The organism is Rhodococcus sp. BE178 (assembly GCF_050433545.1).
Lineage (GTDB): Bacteria > Actinomycetota > Actinomycetes > Mycobacteriales > Mycobacteriaceae > Prescottella.
On the sequence record NZ_JBNPXA010000001.1, the window covers coordinates 1 to 23,244 of the forward strand.

Genomic DNA, 23,244 nt, shown 5'->3' on the forward strand with positions numbered 1-23,244 from the left:
ACTGCTTTTTTTCCAAAAATAAATTAAAATTTGTTGGCGCCCGCGCTCTGGGGGGGGGCCCTCCCGCCCCCACCCCCCCAACCCCGGGGGGGGGGGGGGGGGGGGGGCCCGGCCCCCACCTCCAGCGAACGAATTCAGTACTGCGACGGCGTCTCCAGGACGGCCATCGTGCATCGCGAGATGCACACGAGCTTGCCCTCGTCGTTCACGATCTTGATCTCCCACACGTGCGTCTTGCGGCCCAATGCCAGCGGCGTCGCCTTGCCGTGCACCCAGCCCGAGCTCACGGGTCGGACGTGGTTGGCGTTGATCTCCATACCGACGCAATGGAACTTGCTGCGATCCACCGCGAAGATCGACGCCCAGCTGGCGAGGGTCTCGGCGAGCGCGACCGAGGCGCCACCGTGCAGCACGCCCGCGGGCTGCTTGGTGCGCTCGTCGACCGGCATCCGGCCCTCGAGCGAGTTCTCGGTCAGTTCCGTCAGCTCGATGCCGAGGTTGCGGTTGAGGGTGTCGACGTCCTTCTCGTTCGCGATCTCGATGGTGGGATCGCCGATCCAGATGCTCACGAGACCTTCACCACGACCTTGCCGTTGACGTCGCCGTCGATCATGGCCTGGAATCCGGAGTGGATGTCCTGCAACAGAATCACGCGGTCGATCTTGGGTCGCAGTCCGGTGGCTTCCATCATCCGCAGCATCGACACCAGCTCCGCCCGGGTGCAACCGGTGGACCCGAGGATGCGCTGCTGGAGGTAGAAGATGCGGGTGAGGTCGGCCGACGGGTTGGAGCCGGACGTCGCACCCGCGATGACGATGGTGCCCCCGGGACGCAGCGCGCGCATCGAGTGCGCCCACGTGGCCTCGCCGACGGTCTCGATCACCACGTCGACCTTCTCGGGCAGCCGGGCGCCGGCCTCGATCGCGGTGTGCGCACCGAGCTCGAGCGCGCTCGCACGCTTCTCGGCACTGCGGCTCGCGGCGTATACCTTGGCGCCCGCGGCGGCCGCCAGACTGATCGCGGCGGTCGCGACACCACCGCCGGCACCCTGCACCAGGACGCGGTCGCCGGCCTTGATCTGCGCCTGCGTGAACAGCATCCGGTACGCGGTGGTCCACGCGACCGGCAGGCACGCCGCCTCGTCGAACGACAGCCACTCGGGCTTGGGGATCAGGTTGCGCCGGGGCACCACGAGGTACTCGGCGAACGCACCGTCGTGCTGCTCGGACAGCAACGCACGACCGGGGTCGAGCGTCTCGTCGCCGCCACCACCGTCGGCATCGGCGATCACCGGGTAGACGATCACCTCGTTGCCGTCCTCGTCCACACCGGCCGCGTCGCAGCCCAGGATCATCGGGATCCGATCGGCCGGGTGACCGACGCCGCGCAGCGTCCACACGTCGTGCATGTTGAGCGCGGACGACCGCACCGCGACCTTGGCCCAACCGTCCGGAACGACCGGGTCGGGAACCTCGCGGAGTTCGAGACCGCTCAGCGGATCGTCCGCGTTCTGGGCGACGGCGACGGCTGCGAGCATGGATTCTCCTGTGCTGTCGGACACAACCGCAGGGTGCAGCGGTCGTGAAATACGTGTTCGGATACCCATGGTCGACGCCCGCCGGGCCCTCGCGCGAGAGACCGTGCCGTACCTCGGCACGACCGCTGGCACTCGGTGTCGCCCCGACGGTCTCCTGTACGCATGCCAACTGACACCAGGGGCGCGCTGCATGCGGCAGTCCCCTCGCTCGCCGCAGAGCTTGCCGAGGCGGAGCGCACTCGGCGGCCGATCGCGCAACCGACCTCGTCCCACCCGAACCTCACCGTGGCCGACGCGTACGAGATCCAGCGCCGCAACATCGCGCGTCGGGTCGAGGCCGGCGAACGGGTCGTCGGCCGCAAGATCGGGCTGACGTCGCTCGCGATGCAGCGCCAACTCGGTGTCGACCAGCCCGACTTCGGCGCGATCCTCGACACGATGGTCGTCCCGCACGAGGGCGAGCAGGCCCTGGACGACCTCGTGGCCGCGCGCGCCGAGGCGGAGTTCACGTTCCGCCTCGCGAGCGACCTGGTGCCCGGCGAGTCCGCATTCACGTTCGAGCAGGTGCGCGATGCGGTCGGCGAGGTGATGCTCAGCCTCGAACTCATCGACAGCCGCATCGCCGACTGGAAGATCGGCCTCGTCGACACCGTCGCCGACAACGCGTCGAGCGCCCGTCTGGTCGCGGGTCCGGGTGTTCCTGCCACCCCGGAACTCCTCGACACGCTCCCGGAACGGATCCTCACGCTCACCCGCGACGGCGAGACCGTCGGTGAGGGGCCCGGGTCCGCGGTGCTCGATCACCCGCTCAACGCCATTGTCTGGCTGGCAGATTCGCTCGCGCAGTACGGCGATCACCTGCGCTCGGGGGACCTCGTCCTGGCCGGCGCCGTCCACGCCGCGGTCCCGCTGGCCGCCGGCTCCACCTTCGGTGTCACCTCGCCGGGCCTGCCCGACGTCACCGTCCGCATCGTCTAGCTCGAAGGAAGACGACCTATGTGTACCTCCGACGGCAACGCCGTTCCCCAGGGTTCGATCCAGAGGCCGGCCGCCCTCACCAAGTTCGTGGACGTGTCCACGATGGTGGACGGCGACAACGGCTACGTCGACCGTGCGGTCTTCACCGACCACGCGATCTACCAGCAGGAGTTGCGCCGCATCTTCGCGCCCAGCTGGCTGTTCCTGGGCCACACGTCGCAGTTCGCCAAGCCGGGCGACTTCCTCACCACCTTCATGGGTGAGGATCCGGTGATCGTGTCGATGGGCAAGGACCGCAAGATCCGCGCGTTCCTCAACTCCTGCCGCCACCGCGGCGCCCGCGTGTGCCGCGCCGACTTCGGCGCCACCAAGAACTTCACGTGCACGTACCACGGCTGGAGCTTCGACACCGCCGGCAAGCTGGTCAGCGTCCCCAACGAGGCGGGCTACCCGGAGAGCTTCGACAAGAAGGACTGGGGCCTGGTCGAGGTCGCGCAGCTCGACACGTACCACGGCCTGGTCTTCGCGACGTGGAACCCCGACGCACCGCCGCTGAAGGAAGCACTCGGCGGGATGACCTACTACATGGACGCGATGCTCGACCGCGATCCCGAGGGCACGGTCGCCGTGGGCGGTATCCACAAGTGGGTGCTGGACGGCAACTGGAAGCTGGCGGCCGAGCAGTTCGCCACCGACTGGTACCACGTCAACATGTCGCACGCGTCGGCGCTGATGGTGCTCTCCCCCACCGGCCGTGGGCCGAAGGCCGAGATCGTCAACACGCCGGGCCGCCAGTTCAGCGATCCGATGGGGCACGGCGCCGGGTTCCCGACGCATCCGCGCAGCCGCTTCGACGCGCAGCCGGTGCACGAGTACTACGACTACGACGCGCTGCGTGAGCGCCTCGGCGACGAGCGCGTCGAGGGCCCGATGACCACGGGCCACGCGACCGTCTTCCCGAACTTCTCGTACCTGCCGGTCAACGGCAGCATCCGCGTCTGGCACCCGAAGGGCCCGGACAAGATGGAGGTCTGGGCGTGGACGATCGTCGACAAGTCCATGCCCGAGGAAGTGCGTGAGGCCCAGCGCCTGTACAACCTGCGCACGTTCGGTCCCAGCGGCATCTTCGAGCAGGACGACGGAGAGAACTGGAGCGAGTGCCAGGCCATCGCGGGCGGCTTCATCACCAACAGTGTGCCGCTCAACTACCAGATGGGCCTGGGCAGCGAGCGCGAGGACGGCGTCTACCCCGGCAAGACGAGCGAGCTGTACAGCGACGCCGCCGGCCGCGGTTTCTACCGACGCTGGGCAGAACTGATGAACACACCGGCATGGCACGAAAAGGGCGCGAAGTGAGCGAGACCATCACCAGGATCAAGGTCGGCGCGGTCGGCGACATCGAGGACGGCGAGGCGCTGGTCGTCGACGCCGAGCAGACCGGCACCGGCGAGCCGATCGCCGTCTTCCACGACGACGGCGAGTACTTCGCCCTGAACGACCGCTGCACCCACGGCGAGGCGTCGCTCGCCGACGGCTGGATCGAGGGCGGCCAGGTGGAATGCCCGCTGCACTCGGGCAGGTTCTGCCTGCGCACCGGCTCGGTGCTCTCGATGCCGGCCACCGAGGACGTCGCGGCCCACAAGGTCGAGGTCACCGACGACGAGATCTGGCTCTACCCCGGCCAGAACGCAGAGGCGCAGTGAGTACCCCCTCCGCAGTCGTCGTGGTCGGCGGCGGTCTGGCGGGAGTCAGCGCCGCCGGCGAACTGCGGGCCCGCGGCTTCGAGGGTGAGATCACCCTCGTCGACGGCGGACCCGCGCCGTACGACCGTCCGCCGCTGAGCAAGGCGTTCATGTTCGGTACCGCCGACGAGGCAGATCTCGCTCTCGCCAAGCCGGATTGGTATCTCGCACAGAGGGTCACGCTGCGCACCGGCGTCGCCGTGACGGCACTGAAGCCCGACGAGGGTGTGGTCGAACTGGCGGACGGCACTCGTCTGGACGCCGACGTGACGATCCTGACCACCGGCGCCGGCGCGCGCCCGTTGCCGGTGCCCGGCGGTGGCCTGCCGCAGGTCCACCTGCTGCGCACCATCGACGATGCCCGCGCCCTCAAGGCCCGCCTGGTACCCGGCGCTCGCCTGGTGGTGATCGGCGCGGGCCTGATCGGTGCCGAGACCGCTTCCGCCGCACTGCAGCTCGGAGCGTCCGTCACCCTGGTCGATCCGATCGATCCCCCCATCGCCCCCGCCGTGGGCCCGGAGCTCGCGCGCTACCTCCACGACCAGCACGCCGCCAACGGCATCGACGTGCACACGGCGGGCGTCGCCGAGATCCGCTCGACTGACGACGACAGCGTGGTCGTCGTCCTCACGACCGGCGACGAACTCCCCGCCGACGCGGTCCTGGTGGGCATCGGCTCGATCCCGTCGACCGAACTCGCGGAAACCGCGGGCCTCGACGTCGACGGCGGTGTCCTGGTGGACGAGAACCTGCGGACGAGCCATCCCGCGGTGTACGCCGCTGGTGACGTGGCACGCCGACGTGATGCCGACGGCACACTCCATCGTCGCGAGGAGCACTGGGAGGCAGCGCAGCTCAACGGACGCGCGGTGGCCGCCCGCGTCCTGGGAGAAGACCCCGAGCCCGAGTGCGCGGGGTGGTTCTGGTCCGACCGGCACGGCATCCACGTGCAGGGCGTCGGATCGATGACCGCCGAAGGCGAGACCGTGATCCGGCCGTACGCCGACGACGCCACCCGACCGCAGATGGCGTTCCGGGTCCGGGGCAACACCCTGGTCGGCGCCGCGTTCATCGACGGCGGCCCCGCCGTGCGGGCCGCGCGCATCATCATCGACCGCGCACTTCCCGTCGATCCGGCCGCGCTGGCCGACCCGACCGTGAACCTGCGCAAGCTCGCCAAAGGATGACTGACTCATGGCAACCGACACCACCCAGCCGACCACGCAGCGCCCCACCGCCGACGCCGACACCCACTTCCGGGTGCAGCAGCTGTACTTCCACGAAGCAGAGCTGATCGACGACGGCCGGTTCACCGACTGGCTCGACCTGCTGGCGGAGGACCTGCACTACTGGGCTCCCACCCGCACCAACCGCCTGCGGCGCCAGCAGTCGCTCGCGGTCGCCGCGCGCGGTGAGGCCGCATTCTTCGACGAGACCCGCGCCAGCCTGGCGTGGCGCATCCGCCGCTTCGACTCCGGCATGGCGTGGGCGGAGGATCCGCCGTCGCGCACCCGGCACCTGGTGAGCAACGTCGTGGTCCGCCACGCCGACGAGGACGAGCGCGAGATCGGCCAATGGCACGTCCGCTCGAACTTCCTCGTCTACCGCAACCGTCTCGAACGCGAGGTCGACATCTACTCGGGCGGACGCGAGGACATCCTCCGCGAGAACCCCGACGGCCCTCCCGGCTCGCTGCTCGTCGCCCGCCGCACGATCCTGCTCGACCAGAACGTGTTGCTGGCCAAGAACATCAGCACCTTCTTCTGATCGCGCCACGGCGACGATCCCATCCCGACACCGACTCTTCCCAGACACAGGAGCGCGTGAAACAGTGACAACGAATGCAGCGGCGGAGACAGCCCTGAGCACCCGCGAGGTCGAAACCTCGCTGGGCACCATCAAGGTGAGCGAGGCCGGCAGTGGCCCCGTCCTGGTGATGCTGCACGGCGGCGGCCCGGGCGCGTCGGCGATCGCCAACTACAGCCAGAACCTGCCGGCGCTGACGCCGCACTTCCGCGTTGTCCTGCCGGACCAGCCGGGCTTCGGCGGCAGCTACCGCCCCACCGACGGGGACCTGCACGAGCGCAGCATCACGCAGATCACCGTCGACGCACTGATCCAGACCCTCGATGCGATGGGCATCGAGAAGTTCCATCTCATGGGCAACAGCCTCGGCGGCGCCGCCGCGATCGCGCTCGCGCTCGCCGTCCCCGAGCGGGTGACCCGTCTGGTGCTGATGGCGCCGGGCGGCGGCTGGCTGCCGTTCGGCCCGACGCCGACTGAGGGCCAGAAGGCCATGTTCCGCTACTACAACGGCGGCGGCCCGAGCGTGAAGAAGATGAAGGACTTCGTCCGCACGATGGTCGCCGATCCCAAGCAGTTCGACGACGCGAACATCGAGGCCCGCTACGAGGCGTCGCTCGACGAGAGCCACATCGAGTTCTACCACCGCTACAACGCCGCGTTCGCCCGCCGCCACGGCATGGATCCGCTGTGGCGCAACGCCCACAAGATCAAGGCTCCGACGCTGCTGCTGTGGGGCACCGAGGACCGCACCATCACGTTCGAGGGCTCGCAGCTGATGCTCAAGCAGATCCCCGACGTGCAGTTGCACGCGTTCAGCAAGTGCGGCCACTGGGTCCAGGTCGAGCGTCAGAAGGAGTTCGAGCGGCTCGTGGCCGACTTCCTGGCGGACTGTTCGGGGGACGCATGACCGGGTGGCTCGAGGGCAACGTCGCCCTCATCACCGGCGGTGGCTCCGGGCTGGGCCGGGCGATCGCCGAGCGCTTCCTCGCCGAGGGTGCCTCCGTCGTGGTCGCCGACCGTGACACCGCCAAGCTGGACGACCTGATCGAGTCGGTCGGCGATCTCGCCGACCGGGTGCACACCGTCGAGGCCGACGTCCGGTCCACCACCGACCAGCATCGCGCGGTCACCGAGGCCGTCGCGCGCTTCGGTAAACTCGACACCCTGGTGCCGAACGCGGGTATCTGGGACTACCAGCGCAGCATCACCCGGCTGGACGGCGACGCGTTGTCCGCGGCGTTCGACGAGCTGTTCGCCATCAACGTCAAGGGCTATCTGCTGGCCGTCGAGGCGGGGTGGCGTGAGCTGGTCAAGACCCGCGGCAGCGTCGTGATGACGCTGTCGAACTCGGCCTTCTATCCGAACGGAGGCGGACCGCTGTACACCGCGAGCAAGCACGCCTGCCGCGGACTCGTGCTGGAACTGGCGTACGAGCTGGCTCCCAAGGTTCGCGTCAACGGTGTCGCGGCCGGCGGCATGCGCACCGACCTGCGCGGCCCCGAGTCGATCGGACTGGCCGACCGTTCCATCGAGGCGTCGTTCGCGCGCGGCACCACGACGGGTGACAACCCGCTCCTGCCGCTGCACGACGCGAGTGTCGAACCTGCCGATTTCACGGCGCCGTACGTGCTGCTGGCCTCCGCGGCCAACAGTTCCAACATCACCGGTGCGATCATTCCCGTCGACGGCGGCATCGCCGCTCGCGGATTCCGCACCGCAGCGGGCGGAGACGATCTGTGAGCACCGACAAGACCCCTGTGAACATCAGCCCCGCCCGTGCACTGCAGTCGCTGGGCCGGCTGCACGGCGCCAACACCGCCCTCATCTACGAGGGCCAGGAGCTGAACTACCGTGAGCTCACCGCGCGCGTGCACTCGGCGGCGCTGGCGCTGCACGCGGCGGGCGTCCGCAAGGGCGACCGGGTGGGCTACCTCGGCCTCAACAGCCCGACCTTCCTCGTGAGCTACCTCGCGTCGGCGTGGGTGGGCGCGGTCTTCGTGCCGGTCAACTTCCGGCTCGCTGCCGCCGAAATCGCCTACCAGCTGAGCGATTTCGGACCGCGTGTGCTGGTCGTCGAGCCCAGCCACATGCCGTTGGTCGACGAGATCGACCCGGCGGTGCTTCCGCCGCGGCTCATCGCGGTCGACAACGACGACGCGGTGCCGCTGACCGACGAGCCGTCCGAGCGCTGGGAGAAGCTGACGGCCGCACTCGAACGAGGCGCGGCACTCGAGGTGGAACTCACCCCGCTCCCCCGCTTCGCGGACGACCTGGCCGCGCTGATGTACACGTCGGGTACCACCGGACGCCCCAAGGGCGTCATGCTCACGCACGGCAACATCTGGTGGAACTCGTTCAACGTGGACTCCGTCGTGGACACCAACCGCCGCGACGTGAACCTCGCGGTGGCGCCGCTGTTCCACATCGGGTGCCTCAACTCGTTCACACTGCGCAGCCTCGCCCGCGGCGGTGCGACGCTGGTGCGCCGCACGTTCGACCCGGCCCGCACGCTCGCCGACCTGGTGGAGTACAAGATCAACACGATCTTCGCGGTGCCGGCCATGTTCTCGGCGATCGCCCAGTTGCCGCACTTCGCGGACGCTGACCTCTCGCACCTGCGCTCGGCGATCGTTGCCGGCGCGCCGGTGCCGCCCAGCCTGGTCAAGGAATACGGCCACCACGGTGTCGCACTGCAGCAGGCGTGGGGCCTGACCGAGACGGCGCCGTTCGCGACGTCACTGCCACCCGAGCGCACGCTCGAGCGGGCGTCGTCGGCGGGTCTACCGATGCCGTTCACGGAGATCAAGATCGTCGATCCGGTGACCGGTGCAACGCTCACCGAGCCCAACGCGGCCGGCGAGATCTGCGTGCGCGGACCGAACGTCACCCCGGGCTACTGGGCCAACCAGAAGGCCACGGACGCGGCGTTCGATGCCGAGAACTGGTTCCACTCGGGTGACCTCGGCTGCCTCGACGAGGAGGGATTCCTCTACATCGTCGACCGGATCAAGGACATGGTCATCACGGGCGGCGAGAACGTCTACCCGGCCGAGGTCGAACGGGTGCTCGTCGAGTACCCGGGCGTGACCGACGCGGCCGTCGTCGGCGCCCCGGACCCCAAGTGGGGCGAGATCGTCGTCGCGGTCCTCGTCGTGTCGACCGACACCGATCCGACGCTCGAGGAGATCCGCGAGTTCACCAGCGAGCGCCTCGCGCGGTACAAGCTCCCCAAGGAGCTGCTGGTGCTGGACTCGCTGCCGCGCAACGGATCCGGAAAGCTCGACAAGGTCTCGCTGCGCAAGCTGGCCGCCGACGGCCACGGCTCGCTGAGCCGATGAGCACGCCGGGCTGGCCGCTCACGTACAGCGTCACCGACGGTGACGCTCCGGTCGAGGTCCGCGCGCGGTACGCCGTGCGCGGGCCGCTCGGCAACGCGTACCCGGCCGGCATCGCCGACCTGGAGCTCGACATCCGTGGCCCGCGCGACGCCGAGACCCTGCGCGGGCTCGGGGAGCGGGTCCTTCGAGAGAACCCGGCCTGCCGACGCATCGTGCTGCCGGTCCCGGCCGGCGACCTGGCCGCGATCGCGTTCGCGGAGGACGCCGGGTTCCGGTACGTCGTCGACGTCGACGTCCCGGGCGAGCGCCGGGGGATCACGGAGCTCTCCCTCCTGGTCATGGAGCCCGGCTGGGTCGCCGACGCGCCGACCGCCGTCGACGACCTCCCCCTCTGATCACGCCGCACGGGCGGTGGGATTCCACCGAATCCCACCGCCCGGCTTACGTTTTCGGGGCCTCCCGCGGCGCCCCCATACGAGACACCTTCCGGTACATCCGTCAGTGCGTCGCCCCGGGTGCCGGCCTCGACTCATCGGTGTCACGCACTCTTACGGGCACTGGCACTGCAGATTCGACGTTACGGCCCATCCGCCTGCGAGCGCATCGCGGTACCCATTCAAGATCTCCTGCGCGTCGGACGACACGATTCGTCGTGGTCTCCTCGCCGGAATCGACTCCGAACCCATCGCAGCCCCGCCTTCCGACGCTGTCAGCGCACCTTCCCGAAACACCGACTGAGCGGCATCCCCCGATACTGCCCGTAGTTGTCGATCCGCGAGAATCGTGCGTGCAGGGCCACATCCGCGAACACCTGCAGGATCTGCTCCCGTGTCCTGACGGCAGGGCCCTATCGACTACCTCACACAAGCGCTCGCCCAAGCTCATCCGGAAGCGAGTCACAGAAATCCCGGTATGCGGCCGGCACTGTTCGAAGCTATGGCCCGGGGTTGCCTGCCGGGCCGATGGACAGAAGGAGTCGGACGAGTTCGGCCTGGCGGTGCGTGGTGGTCTTCTCGAAGATGTGCTGAAGATGGGTTCTGACGGTGGTGGTCGAGACGGAGAGTTCCTCGGCGATCGGCCTCAACCCATCGCCCTGAGCGACCCGCAGCGCGACCTCCGCCTCCGTGCTGGTGAGCGCGTACAGCCGGCGCAACATGGCGGTGTCCAATTTGGGTACGCGATCGGGGTCGTCGATCACCACGAGTGCGGTGGCCTTCGATGCGTCCAGTCCGATGGTTTCCTCGACGGTCTCCGCACTGAGAGGGACCACGTGAACTGCATATTCGCATCGTCCGGACGGGCGGGGGCAGGAGACTGAGCCTCCGGAGGAAACACCGTCGCCGTGTGCGTTCAGCGCGCGGTACATGAGAGAGCGGAGTTCTCGATCAGAACGCGTGAGGGACGCTGAAATAGATCCCTGCCGATCGAGGTGAAGGCCGTCGCCGGAAACGAAGATTCTCTCGGCTGCGGTGTTGAGGTGCAGAATCCGTGTGTCCGGTCCAATGATCACGATGCCGCGCGACACCTGCTCGAGCGCCGCGGACAGGTCGCGTTCACTCTGCGCAAGGTCCGCGAGTCTCGCTTGGGTGTGAATTGCCTGTTGTAGGTGCGGAATCAACTGTCGGAACGACGAAAGCCGATCGGTGGTTCCGAACGGTTCCGGGCCCCGCTCGGCGGCAACTCCCAGCCACGCGGTGTTGCTACCGCTGGTCAGTCGGACGAACAGGCCGTCCTCGAAATGATTGGGGCGGCACCAGTCGGCGTAGAACTCCGTGTTCACGTGGGGGTAGATCAACTCGGTGCCGGTGTGAATGATGCCGATCGGAGCGCTTTCCACGACTTCTGCCACATAGTCGAGTCGACCGTAGTACTCGTTGTAGGCGGCTTGCGCGGAAGGCTCACCACCGACCTGCCAGTCGGCTCGTCGCTTGCTCCTCGACGACGTCAGCAGGCCGGAACCGTGACCGTCGAAGGCGCGTACGAGACCGCGGAGTACCGAATTCCACTGTTCGGGAGCGAGGGCCGTCGCGTAGATGGCGGACACAAGGCGGGAGAATTCATCGACTCTGATCATCGACCACCCCTTGTGGAGGTCGGGTGCACAGCACGGGGTTCTTCGATTATCGCCGATTTCGTCTGTTTGCACGAGGTCGAATTCGGCAATGAGTGATGTTCTGGTTCTGGGCCTTCGAGCACGAATCCGAATTACATCCGCTTTCGGGACGATCATGGACCCACATCTACCCTGAAGCGCTTAGGGAGTCGCGATGGGAGCCGATGAAAACCCTTACTGGCCAATGCTTCCGGATGGATCTCGCTGGTGCACCTCACGTCGGACACCGACCGCTGCCGCCAAACTCGAATCCGATCCGGTCGCTTGCACCGCAGTCGTCAACCATTACTAATGGCGGTCCTCAGGCCGCGAAATCGCGTCCATAAGTGACCCACTACACTCGAGGTGAGAATTGTGACATACGACACTGTGCCCATAAATGTGGCAACTCCCGACCAGGCCCATTTGCCGGCCACCCATGACCAGGCCCGTCAGACAGTCACCCGATGGACGATCAGCGGTGTCGGAATCGCTCGGATCCTCTACGGCATCCTCCCCCTGGCACTCCTGGCCAACGGATTCGCGGCAGGTACCGGTATCGCGACCGCAGTACTCGCGACCATAGGGGTCGGGTTCGTCATCCAAGGCATCGCCATGACAGCGCTGGCGAGGGCGCTCACCGACATCGACGCCGCCGTGATCATCTCGGTCGTGCTCGATGCACTCGTCGCCGTCGTCGCGATCGTGCTCATGGTCGCCGGATGGAACCAACTCACCGCTGCTGCAGGACTGGTAGTGCTCGGCGCGATGGCAGTGGCCACCATTTCCGCTGTCATCGTCACTATGACGTCCACCCCGTTCTGACGCGGGATCACCAGGCTCCGAGCGTCCTATGCCCTCCGATGGAGCGGAGGACCGGCGGCGCATCGAGGTAGTCGACACCAGCCGTCCGTTTCCGGCCAGTGTGATTACTGTCACCTGCACGATGCCGCCCGGATGACGTTCGTGGCGTCGCCGGGATCGACGCTGGAAGCACCGTGGCTGCAGTTTGCGATGATGGGTCGCTGGAGGAACCGACTCGACGCGGCGGAACCGGGTCAGGCTCGCCCGTTCGGCCACCCGACTCCGCCGGAACCCTCGTCCACGCGTACGTCGTCAGCGGCAGGATGCGAGTCGGCCAGGTTAACGAGCTCACCGATCTCCACCCCGGCGATGTAGTGACGATCGGCCCGATGGAGCAGGATCTGGGGACGAGGGGGCCCTAGAGTCGGAAGGCGGTTCGACATGGCAGGTACTCCCCGGGAAGCCGGCCGAACCACAGCATCGCGCGTGCTCGCAATCCTGGAGGTATTCGGGGAGGATCCTGGCCCACACGCGTTGAGCACCATCGCGGCCGCGACGAGCATGCCGCTGACGACGGTTCATCGCCTGGTCGGCGAACTCGAGCAGTGGGGCGCACTGCTGCGCGGACCCGACGGCCGCTACCAGATCGGCATCCGGCTGTGGGAAATCGGTCAGAACGCCGGGCTCCGGCTCCGCGACATCGTCCATCCGCCGCTCCAGGACCTCTTCGATCTCACCCACGAGACCGTTCACTTCGTGGTGCGCCGCGGTACCGAAGTGATCTACGTCGATCGCATCTACGGAAGCAGACGCGTCCCCCGACTGGCGCGCGTCGGCAGCCGACTCCCCCTGCACCCGACCGCTGTCGGCAAGGTGCTCCTGGCATACCAGGACCCGTGGTTCAGGGAGACGTACCTGGCCCACACTCTCGAGCGTCGCTCGAGATTCACGATCACCGAACCGGCGCGGCTCGCGCGCGAACTCGACACCATCCGTGAACAGGGCTACGCGAGGACCCAGGAGGAGATGGCCCTCGGGTCCTGTTCGGTGGCGATACCGGTCCGCGCGCCGAACGACGAAGTCGTCGCAGCGATCGGAATCGTGCTCCCGAGCAGCCGATCGGCCGACATTGCGCGCTTCCTTCCCCCACTCCGCGGCACCGGCGCGCGGCTGGAGAAGGTCTTCAAGGCTTTGCCGCAGCCCGTTGAACAGGCAATACGAACCTTCTGGCTCGGTTGATTCCGTTCATCGGAAGATCCTGCTTGGCTGCGTCGCGGGCGGAAGCAAGAGTGGTCCACGTCATAAGGAGGACGACATGGAGACCGCCACCACACGGCACCGAGGCGACGCTGACGACACCGGCCTCCTCGGCAGGGACATCCGGGCTCTCGTTCCGGCGACCGGTGACGTTCCGCACCTGATCGACATGGACCCGCCTCAGGATCGCATCTGGCGGCGCGCTGCTCCGTACCTACGGGTACGGGACAACGACGCCCACACCCTGTATGCCTTCGGCATCGCCCGCGCGCTACTCGACCAGGTACCGGGGGCGCGGCCCGAGATCGTGCTGCCGGCGATCCTGCTCCACGACGTCGGCTGGTCGACGGTCCCGGAGGAACTGGTGCTGGAGGCGATCGCGCCACGGCCGCGGCACCCGGAACTGGTCCGCGTCCACGAGATCGAGGGCGCCGCGATCGCGCGGTCGATCCTCGGCGACCTCGGCACACCCGACACCGACATCGACGAGATCGCCGCAATCATCGACGGTCACGACAGCCGCCGCGAGGCCACAAGCCCCAGCGACGCGGTCGTCAAGGATGCCGACAAGCTCTGGCGGATCACACCGCACGGACTGGCCACCGTCGGCCGATGGTTCGGGCTCGCCCAGTCCGAGACGCTCCGACTCGTGGGGTCCCGAACCCACGCCCACCTGTGCACCGAACCGGCCCGAGTGATGGCTCGCGCGTTCGCCGCGATCGCGTCGACCGACGTGTCACCGCAGCTTCGCGAACTGTCTTCCGCCGCAACGAATACCTCAGACACCGCGCTCTACGAGCACCCGACACCCCGATTCCAGGAGTGAACATGTCCGCGCCGACACAGAAGACGACCGACACCGTCTCCACGGGTGGTTGCCCCGTCGCCCACCATGGCTACGAACCGTTCGACATGAACGATCCGTTCTCGGCCTACGCCCGACTCCGCTCGGCGGAACCCGTCATGTTCGACGAGCGGATCGACTGCTGGGTGGTCACCCGCTACGAGGACATCAAGGCCGTCTTCGACAACTGGGAGGTCTTCAGCAGCGAGAACGCCCAGGCACCGGTGCGTGAACGGGGGCCGCAGGCCAAGCAGATCATGAACGACGGCGGGTTCACCGCCTACTCCGGACTGTCCGCCCGGAGGCCGCCGGAGCACACCCGCATCCGCAAGGCGACCTCGAAGGCGTTCACTCCACGCCGCTACAAGGCACTCGAGCCGTTCGTCCGCGCGAATGTCGATCAGCAACTGCGGGCCCTGCTCGCGCACGAGGACCGCCGCGGTGACCTGCTGCGCGACCTCGCCTACGACGTGCCGACCGTGACGATCCTGACACTGATCGGCGCCGACACGAGCCAGGTCGACCAGTACAAGCGCTGGTCCGACTCCCGCGCCGCGATGACGTGGGGCAATCTGAGCGACGAGCAGCAGATTCCGCACGCGCACAACCTGGTCGAGTATTGGCAGGAGTGCCGGCGACTGGTCGCCCACGCCCACGAGCACGGTGGGGACAACCTCGTCGCCGACCTGGTGCGCGCCCAGCAAGAGGGCACCGAGATCACCGACCACGAGATCGCGTCGGTCTGCTACAGCCTGCTGTTCGCCGGGCACGAGACGACCACGACACTGATCTCCAATACGCTGCGACTGCTCCTGGCCCACAGGGAGCAGTGGGCGGCGCTGCGGGAGGATCCGAAGAAGATCCCGAAGGCCGTCGAGGAGGTGCTGCGCTTCTCCCCCTCGATCGTCGCGTGGCGCCGAAAGGCACTCGAGGACACGATGATCGGCGAAACGGCCATTCCCGCCGGGGCGAACGTCCTGCTCGTGATGGGCTCCGCCAACAGGGACGAGTCGTACTTCGCCGATCCCGAGACGTTCGACATCACTCGGGACAATGCGCGCGAGCACCTCGCCTTCGGCTTCGGCCTGCACTACTGCCTGGGCAACATGCTCGCCAAGCTCCAGACCCGCGTCGTCGTCGAGGAGGTACTGAAAACAGCGCCGTTCCTCGAACTCGTAGATCCCGACGCGATCACGTTCGGCGAGAACCTGTCGTTCCGGGCCCCGACGTCGGTACCGGTACGGTGGGACGCACTCGGCGAGAGCGGGGCCGACACCGACGGCACCACCGAGACCGCGTCGGCACGGTACATCCAGTTCTTCGACAGCCCGCGGGAACCGCAGCACGATCAGTTGGGCGGCAAGTGCGCGTCGCTGGTGTCGCTGACGGCGGCCGGCATGCCGGTGCCACCCGGCTTCGCACTCACCACGACGCTGTACGACGATTTCATCGCGACGGCCGGAATCGCCGACGAGATCCGTGAGCTGCTCGCCGGCCTCGATCCCGAGGACGTCACCCGCGTGGATGATATCTCCATCCGGATCAGGGACGCGATCACCTCGCGCCCGGTCCCGGAGCCGCTGCGGCGCTTGACGATCGACGCATACGAGCGCCTGCAGTCACGATTCGAGCACCCCGTGCCGGTGGCTGTGCGGTCGTCGGCGACCGCGGAGGATCTGCCCGACGCCAGCTTCGCCGGCCAGCAGGACACCTACCTGTGGCTCAACGGGGTCGACGAGGTACTCGAGCACATCCGGCACTGCTGGGCATCGCTCTACACCAGTCGCGCGATCACGTACCGGCTGAAGAACAACATCCCCGACGCTGGACTCTCGATGGCCGTGGCGGTCCAGAAGATGGTCAGTGCCAGGGTCGCCGGCGTCGCGATGACGATGGACCCCACCAACGGGGACCGCTCGAAGATCACCGTCGACGCGTCGTACGGTGTCGGCGAGATGGTGGTCTCCGGTCAGGTCACCCCGGACAACATCGTGCTCGACAAGGTGATGCTGACCGTGGTGTCCGAGACGATCGGCGACAAACACGCCGAACTGGTTCCCGATCCCGTCTCCCACCGCCTCGTCGAGCGTGAGGTCGACGCCGACCGCCGCGCCTGCCGGAGCCTGAGCGACGAGGAACTGAAGGCCGTCGCCGCGATCGCCAAACGCGCCGAGAAGCACTACGGATGCCCGCAGGACATCGAGTGGGCACTCGACGCCGACCTCCCGGACGGCGAGAACCTCCTGCTGCTGCAGTCCCGCCCCGAAACCGTGTGGTCTGCAAAACCCGCTCAGGACAAGGCAACCGAGACCACCAAGCCTGCTCGACGGAGCTTCGACATGAGCTCGATCAGCCGAGCAATGACCAAGCCGCGCTCCGCCTGATCCGACCGCGCACTCCGCGTACAGATCCAGCACCCGCCCCGCACCGCTTTCCTTCCAGAGGAACTCCCATGACGATGAAGTCCTTTCCGAGCCCCTTCGACCTCGAGACGCCCGCGGGCGCCGAGGGGTGGGAGGAGCTCTACCCGTACAACATGGTCTTCCAGCCGAACCGCAAGGAAGTCGACGACGCCAAGTTCTGGTTCTGCGACAGCCAGCACTGGCCCACGGTCTTCAAGCCCTTCGAGACCATCGGCGGTGAATTCGCCGTCAAGTGCCTGGGCCAGTACAACACCCGGCACCTGCTCATCCCGAACTCCAACGGCATCGAGTTCAAGATGCACCTCGGCTACCTGTACATGTCGCCGATCCCCGCTCCCGAGGAGGAGTTCGACACCCGCGCACCGCAGTTCGAGGAGCGCGCGGCGTACTACTACCAGAACTGGGAGCCACTGCTCGAGCAGTGGCACAAGAAGGTCCGCCAGACGATCGACGAGATGAACGCGCTGTCGTTCGCGAAGCTGCCCGACATGGTGTCGATCGAGGACATCCGCTCGGGGAAGGCCATGGACGGCACCGAGGTTCTGCTCGAGAACTACGACCGGCTGATCCAGCTCTGCTACCAGAACTGGCAGTACCACTTCGAGTTCCTCAACCTCGGGTACATCGCGTACCTCGACTTCTTCGGCTTCTGTAAGGAGGTGTTCCCGAACATCCCCGACCAGTCGATCGCGACGATGGTCCAGGGCGTCGACATGGAGCTGTTCCGGCCCGACGACGAACTCAAGGGCCTCGCGAAGCTGGCCGTCGAGCTCGGGCTGACCGGGCTGTTCGACAACACGGACGACCCGGACGGCACCCTGGCCCGGATCGCGGCGGCGGAGAACGGCGCCCGGTGGATCACCCAGTACAAAGGCGCCCAGGATCCGTGGTTCAACTTCACCGTCGGCAACGGCTTCTACGGCCACGACAAGTACTGGATCGAGCACCAGGAACTGCCGCTCGGCTACATCGCCGACTACATCCGGCGCCTCGGCGAGGGGCAAGACATCATGCGCCCGGTCGCCGAACTGGCCGCCGAGCGCGACCGGATCGCCGAGGAGTACCGCGACCTGCTCGACGACGACACGCGAGAGTCGTTCGACGCCAAGCTCGGACTGGCCCGCACCGCCTACCCGTACGTCGAGAACCACAACTTCTACATCGAGCACTGGACGATGGGCGTCTTCTGGCGCAAGGTCCGCGAGCTCTCCCGCATGCTGCATGAGGAAGGGTTCTGGCCCGAGCAGGACGACCTGCTCTACCTCAAGCGCGGCGAGGTGCGCGAAGCCCTGTTCGACCTCGCCACCGCATGGGCCGTCGGCGCCGAGCCGACCGGACCGCACTACTGGCCCGCCGAGATCGAACGCCGTCGAGGCATCGTCGACGCGCTGAAGTCCCGCCGCCCCGAGCCGGCGCTCAACACGCCCCCGGAGTTCATCACCGAGCCGTTCACGAGCATGCTCTACGGCATCACCACCGAGCAGGTCCAGCAGTGGCTCAACGACGACGACCAGTCCGGCGACAATCTCCGTGGCATGGCCGCGTCGCCGGGTGTCGTGGAAGGCATCGCCCGCGTGATCACCAGTTCAGACGAACTGGCTCTCGTCCAGGACGGCGAGATTCTCGTCGCCCCGGTCACCGCTCCGTCCTGGGGCCCGATCTTCGGGAAGATCAAGGCGACGGTGACCGACATCGGCGGCATGATGAGCCACGCCGCGATCGTGTGCCGCGAGTACGGTCTGCCGGCCGTGACCGGCACCGGGTCCGCGTCGACGCAGATCAAGACCGGGCAACGCCTGCACGTCGACGGCACCAAGGGTGTCGTCACGATCGTGGGCGAGTGACATGCGAACCGTTCTGATCACCGGTGGCGCAGGAGGACTCGGCCGCGCATTCGCGGAAGGATTCGCCGACCGCGGCTACCGGGTGGCCGTCGCCGACATCGACGCCGAGGGCGCCGAGGAGACGGCGAGACAGCTCCGCGAGCGCGGGGCCGAGGCGCTGTCGACGGCGGTGGACGTGACCTCGGTGGAATCCACCGACGCGATGGCGACCGCGGTCGCCGAGTTCGGGGGCGGCCACATCGACGTCCTCGTCAACAACGCCGCGATCTACGCCGGCGTGACCCGGTCAGCTTTCGAGGAGATCGACCCGGGCGAATGGGATCGCGTCATGGCGGTGAACCTGAAGGGGCCATGGATGTGTGCGCGGGCCTGCAGCCCGCACCTGGCAGAGGGCGGATCTGTCGTGAACCTCTCCTCCGCAACGATTCTCAGCGGATCGGCGAATTGGATGCACTACGTCGCATCGAAGGGTGGCGTGGTCGCTCTGACCCGGGTCATGGCCAAGGAGTTGGGTTCGCGGTCGATCACCGTCAACGCGATCGCTCCCGGCTTCACCCTCACCGAGGCCAGTTACGGCCTGATGGAACAGGCCGAGACCTACGGTGTCGACCGCGGCGCGATCAAGCGGGCCAGTCAGCCCGACGACATCGTCGGAGCCGCACTGTTCCTGGCCGGTCCGGACAGCAAGTACATCACCGGCCAGACACTCGTCGTCGACGGCGGCCGACAGTTCATCTAGGAGGCGCAGCAATGCCCACAGTCACCTACACCGATCACGACGGCAACTCCCGCGTCGTCGAAGGCAGTGTCGGCGATTCCGTCATGGAGGTCGCGATGCGCAACGGCGTCGCCGGCATCATCGCCGAGTGCGGAGGCTCGCTGTCCTGCGCGACGTGCCATGTCTTCGTCCGGCCGGACCAGTTCGAAGACCTGTCGGCGATGGACGACATGGAAGACGAGATGCTCTACGGCACGGCGGTGGACCGCCAGGACAACTCCCGCCTGTCCTGCCAGGTCAAACTCACGGACGGCATGAATCTGCACGTGCGCACCCCGGAAACGCAGGTGTGACAATGGTTTCCGACGACTCCGCCGCCGGCAGCGGGCTACTCGTCATCGGGTCGAGCCAGGCCGGCGTCCAGCTGGCCGGCTCGCTCCGCGCCCTCGGGTACGCCCCGCCGATCACCCTGCTGGGCGACGAAAACCACCGCCCCTACCAGCGGCCGGCACTGTCCAAGGAGTTCCTGCAGGGTCTGGTTTCCGCCGAATCGCTGATCTTCCGCAGCGCGGAATACTGGGACGAGCACCGCATTTCGCTGGTCAAGGGTGAGCGCATCACCAGCGTCGAGCGCGGGCCCGACGGGTCGGGCGTCGCCGTCGCGGCGTCCGGCACGAGGTTCCCCTTCGATCGTCTGGCGCTGACCGTCGGTGCCCGCGCGCGAACGATCGACGTACCGGGCCACCACCTGGACGGGGTGCTGTACCTGCGCAATGCCGACGACGCCCTCGAGTTGCGCCGGCGCATGCCGGACGCCACCGACATCGTTGTCGTCGGCGGCGGGTTCATCGGGATCGAGGCGGCCGCGAGCGCCCTGAAGATGGGCAAGAGCGCTACGGTGCTCGAGGCCGGGCCGCGCCTGGTCGGCCGGGCCGTCGGGCCGGAGACGTCGGAGTATCTCCTCGAGGCACACCGCACACGCGGAATGCGAATCGAGTTGGACGCCAAGGTTTCCCGGATCGTGGAAGCGGACGGCGCGGTGACGGGCGTCGAGTTGACCGACGGACGCGTCCTGCCCGCGCAGATCGTGCTCGTCGGCATCGGCGTCGTGCCCAATGTCGAACTGGCGCAGTCGATGGGACTCGTCTGCAACGACGGCGTCCGCGTCGACGAGTACGCGCTGGCCTCCGACGGCACCACGGTCGCCGTGGGTGACTGCGCAAACATGCCCAACCCCGTGCCCGGCGCCGACCCGGGCGACCGGATCCGGGTCGAGAGCGTCAACAACGCCATCGAACACGCCAAGATCGCCGCCTACTCGCTCACCGGGCGCCGCACCGAATACACCAGCATTCCGTGGTTCTGGTCGAACCAGGGCGATCTGAAGCTGCAGATCGCGGGCCTGTCGACCGGATACGACACCACGGTCGTGCGCAGGGACGAGGCGAAAGGCAAGTACACGGTTCTGTACTACCGCGGCGGACGCCTCATCGCGGCCGACTGCGTCAACAACCCGCTCGACTTCATGGCCGTGCGGGGCGCCCTAGCGAAGGGTGCCCACATCCCCGCCGATCTCGCGGCCGACCCTGCGACGGCCCTCAAGACGATCACCGCCGAGAGCGCGGACGCGCTCCCGGCTCCGACTCCATCCGAATCGAGGTAGTGCGCAATGCGTACCCCTACCGCCCTTCCCGTCGACACCTCGCCGATCGTCGTGGCTCCCGACGCCGACACCGACTTGGATCCGATCTGGAAGTCGGTGGTTCCCGAGTCCCGGGCCCGCGGCAACGACATCCACCTGCCCACGTCGTTCGCATACGCCGAGCGCCTGTGCGACTGCTACCCCGAGGCAGACTCGCTCATCGTCCGCGTCTCGATCCTGCTGCACGACACCGGATGGGGGCGTGTCGACGAATCACGGATCATCTCCGAAGGTTTCAGCGGCGACTGGCGCAAGGCCGCGATCCGGTACGAACACGAACGTCAGGGCTGCATCATCGCTCGCGAGGTACTGCCGCCGCTCGGCTACGACGACGAGTTCGTCGAGCGCGTCTGCGAGATCATCGACGGCCACGACACACGGCCCGACGCCAAATCCCTCGAGGACGAACTCGTGCGCGACGCCGACCGTCTGTGGCGCTTCGCTCCCGTCGGTATCGCACTTGCCTCGTCCTGGTTCGGGATGACGCCCTCGGTGTACTGCGACCGACTCGAGAGCGAGATCCTGCCCGAACTGAAAACCGAAGCCGGATACCGGATCGCCGTGGCAGACCTCGATCGGTCCCGCGCGCTGTTGAAGACGGACGTGCTGCGATGACACGGGCCGTGCCGAGCAGGGACCGGGTCGAGCTTCCCTACACACACGTCGACGATCTCTTCGTCGACGGCACCTGGGTCACGTCCACGAGCAACGCGCGCATCGACGTCGTCGACCCGGCCACCGAGGAGGTGTGGGGTTCGGTACCGAACGCCTCCACTCGCGACGTCGATGCCGCGGTCGGCGCCGCCGACCGTGCCTTCCGCGGACCGGGCTGGTCGGATCTGCGTCCGTCCGACCGCGCGGAGTACCTGCTGCGGATCGCGGACGAGATCGACAAGCGGGCCGAACCGATGTCGTGGACGAACACCCGAGAGAACGGCAGCCCTGTCGCCGAGACCTCGGGTAGTGCGGCGAATGCCGCCGGGATCTTCCGCTACTTCGCATCACTGGCGTCGTATCTCGAGCGCGACGACGAGCGCCCCTACCCGAACGGGCTCGGCACGACCACCGTCTTTCGCGACCCGGTCGGCGTGTGTGTCCTCATCGCGCCCTGGAACTTCCCGATCAACCTCGTCGTCGCCAAGCTGGCGCCCGCACTCATCGCCGGCTGCACCGTCGTGATCAAACCTGCCGAAACCACCCCTCTGTCGATCCGGTTCGTCATCGAGGCGGTCGCGGCCGCCGGCGTCCCACCCGGCATCGTGAACCTGGTGACCGGAACGGGCGCCGTCGGGGACCACCTCGTGCGCCATCCTCTGGTCCGTAAGGTTGCATTCACCGGGTCCACCCCGGTCGGCAGGAAGATCGCGGCGGCGTGCGGTGAACTACTGCGGCCGGTCACACTCGAACTGGGCGGCAAATCATCGGCGATCGTGCTCGAGGATGCCGATCTGGACGCCTTCGCCCAGGCGTTGATCCGGTCCTGCATGCGCAACACGGGCCAGACCTGCTACATCTCGACCAGAATCCTCGCGCCTGCGGCGCGGTACGACGAGGTCGTCGACACCGTCACGCGCACCGTCGCCGCGGCCAAGCAGGGGGACCCCTTCGACGGCGACACCGTCTTCGGACCATCGGCGACCGAGGCGCAGTACGGGAAGGTCCTCGGGTACATCGAGGGCGCTCGTGCCGAGGGCGCCCGCCTCACCACCGGCGGTGGCCGCGCTGACACGGACCGCGGGTACTTCGTGCAGCCCACCGTCTTCGCCGATGTCACTGCGGAGATGACCATCGCCCGCGAGGAGATCTTCGGACCGGTCGTCACTGTCATGCGGTACGAGACCGTCGACGACGCCGTCGCGATCGCTAACGACACCGCGTTCGGTCTCGGCGGAATCATCTTCTCCACCAACGAGGATCGTGCCATCGAGGTGGCACGCCGGATCGACACCGGATCGGTAGGCATCAACTTCTTCGCCTCGAACCACAGTGCGCCGTTCGGAGGACGTGGAGACTCCGGCCTGGGAGTCGAGTTCGGAATCGAGGGTCTGAACGCCTACCTCACACCGCAGTCCGTCCACCACCGGCAGTAGTGCGCGACTAGTAGTGCGCGACCCCACGGGCCCGTCCACGTCCTGTCCCGTTTCCGGACCGAACGGATA

General features: G+C 67.5%; 22 protein-coding genes and 1 pseudogene. 20 read left to right on the plus strand and 3 right to left on the minus strand.

The window, feature by feature from the left end:
• Positions 1 to 134: 134 nt before the first annotated feature.
• Positions 135 to 569 (minus strand): PaaI family thioesterase, encoded by a 435-nt coding sequence (locus J2X34_RS00005; RefSeq protein WP_429515777.1) that lies wholly within the window; start codon positions 567 to 569, stop codon positions 135 to 137.
• Positions 566 to 1,537: a zinc-binding dehydrogenase gene (locus J2X34_RS00010; protein ID WP_429515779.1), complete on the minus strand. Its 972-nt coding sequence runs from the start codon at positions 1,535 to 1,537 to the stop codon at positions 566 to 568. Before J2X34_RS00010 ends, J2X34_RS00005 begins: the two co-directional genes overlap by 4 nt.
• Positions 1,538 to 1,699: 162 nt before the next feature.
• Between J2X34_RS00010 and J2X34_RS00015 the strand changes: the two genes are divergently transcribed.
• The 9 genes from J2X34_RS00015 to J2X34_RS00055 all read left to right on the plus strand — a co-directional run bounded on the left by J2X34_RS00015 (position 1,700) and on the right by J2X34_RS00055 (position 9,796).
• Complete coding sequence (locus J2X34_RS00015) at positions 1,700 to 2,515, plus strand: 2-keto-4-pentenoate hydratase (RefSeq protein ID WP_429515780.1); 816 nt, start codon at positions 1,700 to 1,702, stop codon at positions 2,513 to 2,515.
• Positions 2,516 to 2,533: 18 nt separating this feature from the next.
• Positions 2,534 to 3,871, plus strand: a complete 1,338-nt coding sequence (locus J2X34_RS00020) for an aromatic ring-hydroxylating dioxygenase subunit alpha (protein WP_114718919.1) — start codon at positions 2,534 to 2,536, stop codon at positions 3,869 to 3,871.
• A complete protein-coding gene (locus tag J2X34_RS00025; RefSeq protein WP_114718918.1) occupies positions 3,868 to 4,218 on the plus strand; it encodes a bifunctional 3-phenylpropionate/cinnamic acid dioxygenase ferredoxin subunit in 351 nt (116 codons plus the stop codon). The genes J2X34_RS00020 and J2X34_RS00025 overlap by 4 nt, the downstream gene beginning before the upstream one ends.
• Entirely contained in the window at positions 4,215 to 5,444 is a 1,230-nt protein-coding gene (locus J2X34_RS00030; RefSeq protein ID WP_114718917.1) for an NAD(P)/FAD-dependent oxidoreductase, read from the plus strand. Before J2X34_RS00025 ends, J2X34_RS00030 begins: the two co-directional genes overlap by 4 nt.
• A gap of 7 nt (positions 5,445 to 5,451) precedes the next feature.
• The gene (locus tag J2X34_RS00035; protein WP_114718916.1) at positions 5,452 to 6,024 is read left to right on the plus strand and encodes an aromatic-ring-hydroxylating dioxygenase subunit beta; all 573 of its coding nucleotides are present in this window, start codon (positions 5,452 to 5,454) and stop codon (positions 6,022 to 6,024) included.
• A 64-nt stretch (positions 6,025 to 6,088) separates the two neighbouring features.
• Entirely contained in the window at positions 6,089 to 6,970 is an 882-nt protein-coding gene (locus J2X34_RS00040; protein WP_114718915.1) for an alpha/beta fold hydrolase, read from the plus strand.
• Entirely contained in the window at positions 6,967 to 7,803 is an 837-nt protein-coding gene (gene hcaB, locus J2X34_RS00045; protein WP_114718914.1) for a 3-(cis-5,6-dihydroxycyclohexa-1,3-dien-1-yl)propanoate dehydrogenase, read from the plus strand. Before J2X34_RS00040 ends, hcaB begins: the two co-directional genes overlap by 4 nt.
• The gene (locus tag J2X34_RS00050) at positions 7,800 to 9,401 is read left to right on the plus strand and encodes an acyl-CoA synthetase (RefSeq protein WP_114718913.1); all 1,602 of its coding nucleotides are present in this window, start codon (positions 7,800 to 7,802) and stop codon (positions 9,399 to 9,401) included. The genes hcaB and J2X34_RS00050 overlap by 4 nt, the downstream gene beginning before the upstream one ends.
• On the plus strand, positions 9,398 to 9,796 hold the full coding sequence (locus J2X34_RS00055) for a hypothetical protein (protein WP_114718912.1): 399 nt from the start codon (positions 9,398 to 9,400) through the stop codon (positions 9,794 to 9,796). The genes J2X34_RS00050 and J2X34_RS00055 overlap by 4 nt, the downstream gene beginning before the upstream one ends.
• Positions 9,797 to 10,335: 539 nt before the next feature.
• On the opposite strand, the gene J2X34_RS00060 is transcribed toward J2X34_RS00055, so the two are convergent.
• The gene (locus J2X34_RS00060; protein WP_114718911.1) at positions 10,336 to 11,631 is read right to left on the minus strand and encodes a helix-turn-helix transcriptional regulator; all 1,296 of its coding nucleotides are present in this window, start codon (positions 11,629 to 11,631) and stop codon (positions 10,336 to 10,338) included.
• Between the two features lie 237 nt (positions 11,632 to 11,868).
• Here J2X34_RS00060 and J2X34_RS00065 point away from each other — a divergent pair, with 237 nt between their 5' ends.
• From J2X34_RS00065 to J2X34_RS00115, 11 genes and pseudogenes are all read left to right on the plus strand, one after another.
• Positions 11,869 to 12,318 carry a hypothetical protein gene (locus tag J2X34_RS00065; RefSeq protein WP_429515783.1) on the plus strand — a complete coding sequence of 150 codons (450 nt, stop codon included), beginning with the start codon at positions 11,869 to 11,871 and terminating at the stop codon, positions 12,316 to 12,318.
• Between the two features lie 465 nt (positions 12,319 to 12,783).
• Positions 12,784 to 13,536, plus strand: coding sequence for an IclR family transcriptional regulator (locus J2X34_RS00070; RefSeq protein WP_254622615.1), 753 nt, complete (start codon positions 12,784 to 12,786; stop codon positions 13,534 to 13,536).
• 76 nt (positions 13,537 to 13,612) lie between these two features.
• Entirely contained in the window at positions 13,613 to 14,380 is a 768-nt protein-coding gene (locus J2X34_RS00075; RefSeq protein WP_114718908.1) for an HD domain-containing protein, read from the plus strand.
• A gap of 2 nt (positions 14,381 to 14,382) precedes the next feature.
• Positions 14,383 to 15,651 (plus strand): annotated as a pseudogene (locus J2X34_RS00080) (cytochrome P450); the annotation flags it as partial.
• 57 nt (positions 15,652 to 15,708) lie between these two features.
• Positions 15,709 to 16,782, plus strand: coding sequence for a PEP/pyruvate-binding domain-containing protein (locus tag J2X34_RS00085; protein WP_114719001.1), 1,074 nt, complete (start codon positions 15,709 to 15,711; stop codon positions 16,780 to 16,782).
• A 68-nt stretch (positions 16,783 to 16,850) separates the two neighbouring features.
• On the plus strand, positions 16,851 to 18,665 hold the full coding sequence (locus J2X34_RS00090; RefSeq protein WP_429515784.1) for a PEP-utilizing enzyme: 1,815 nt from the start codon (positions 16,851 to 16,853) through the stop codon (positions 18,663 to 18,665).
• A 1-nt stretch (position 18,666) separates the two neighbouring features.
• The gene (locus J2X34_RS00095; protein WP_114718906.1) at positions 18,667 to 19,404 is read left to right on the plus strand and encodes an SDR family NAD(P)-dependent oxidoreductase; all 738 of its coding nucleotides are present in this window, start codon (positions 18,667 to 18,669) and stop codon (positions 19,402 to 19,404) included.
• Positions 19,405 to 19,415: 11 nt separating this feature from the next.
• Positions 19,416 to 19,736, plus strand: a complete 321-nt coding sequence (locus tag J2X34_RS00100) for a 2Fe-2S iron-sulfur cluster-binding protein (RefSeq protein WP_114718905.1) — start codon at positions 19,416 to 19,418, stop codon at positions 19,734 to 19,736.
• A gap of 2 nt (positions 19,737 to 19,738) precedes the next feature.
• On the plus strand, positions 19,739 to 21,046 hold the full coding sequence (locus J2X34_RS00105) for an NAD(P)/FAD-dependent oxidoreductase (RefSeq protein ID WP_114718904.1): 1,308 nt from the start codon (positions 19,739 to 19,741) through the stop codon (positions 21,044 to 21,046).
• 6 nt (positions 21,047 to 21,052) lie between these two features.
• Complete coding sequence (locus J2X34_RS00110) at positions 21,053 to 21,700, plus strand: HD domain-containing protein (protein WP_114718903.1); 648 nt, start codon at positions 21,053 to 21,055, stop codon at positions 21,698 to 21,700.
• Entirely contained in the window at positions 21,697 to 23,175 is a 1,479-nt protein-coding gene (locus J2X34_RS00115) for an aldehyde dehydrogenase (protein WP_114718902.1), read from the plus strand. The genes J2X34_RS00110 and J2X34_RS00115 overlap by 4 nt, the downstream gene beginning before the upstream one ends.
• The last annotated feature ends 69 nt before the right edge of the window (positions 23,176 to 23,244 follow it).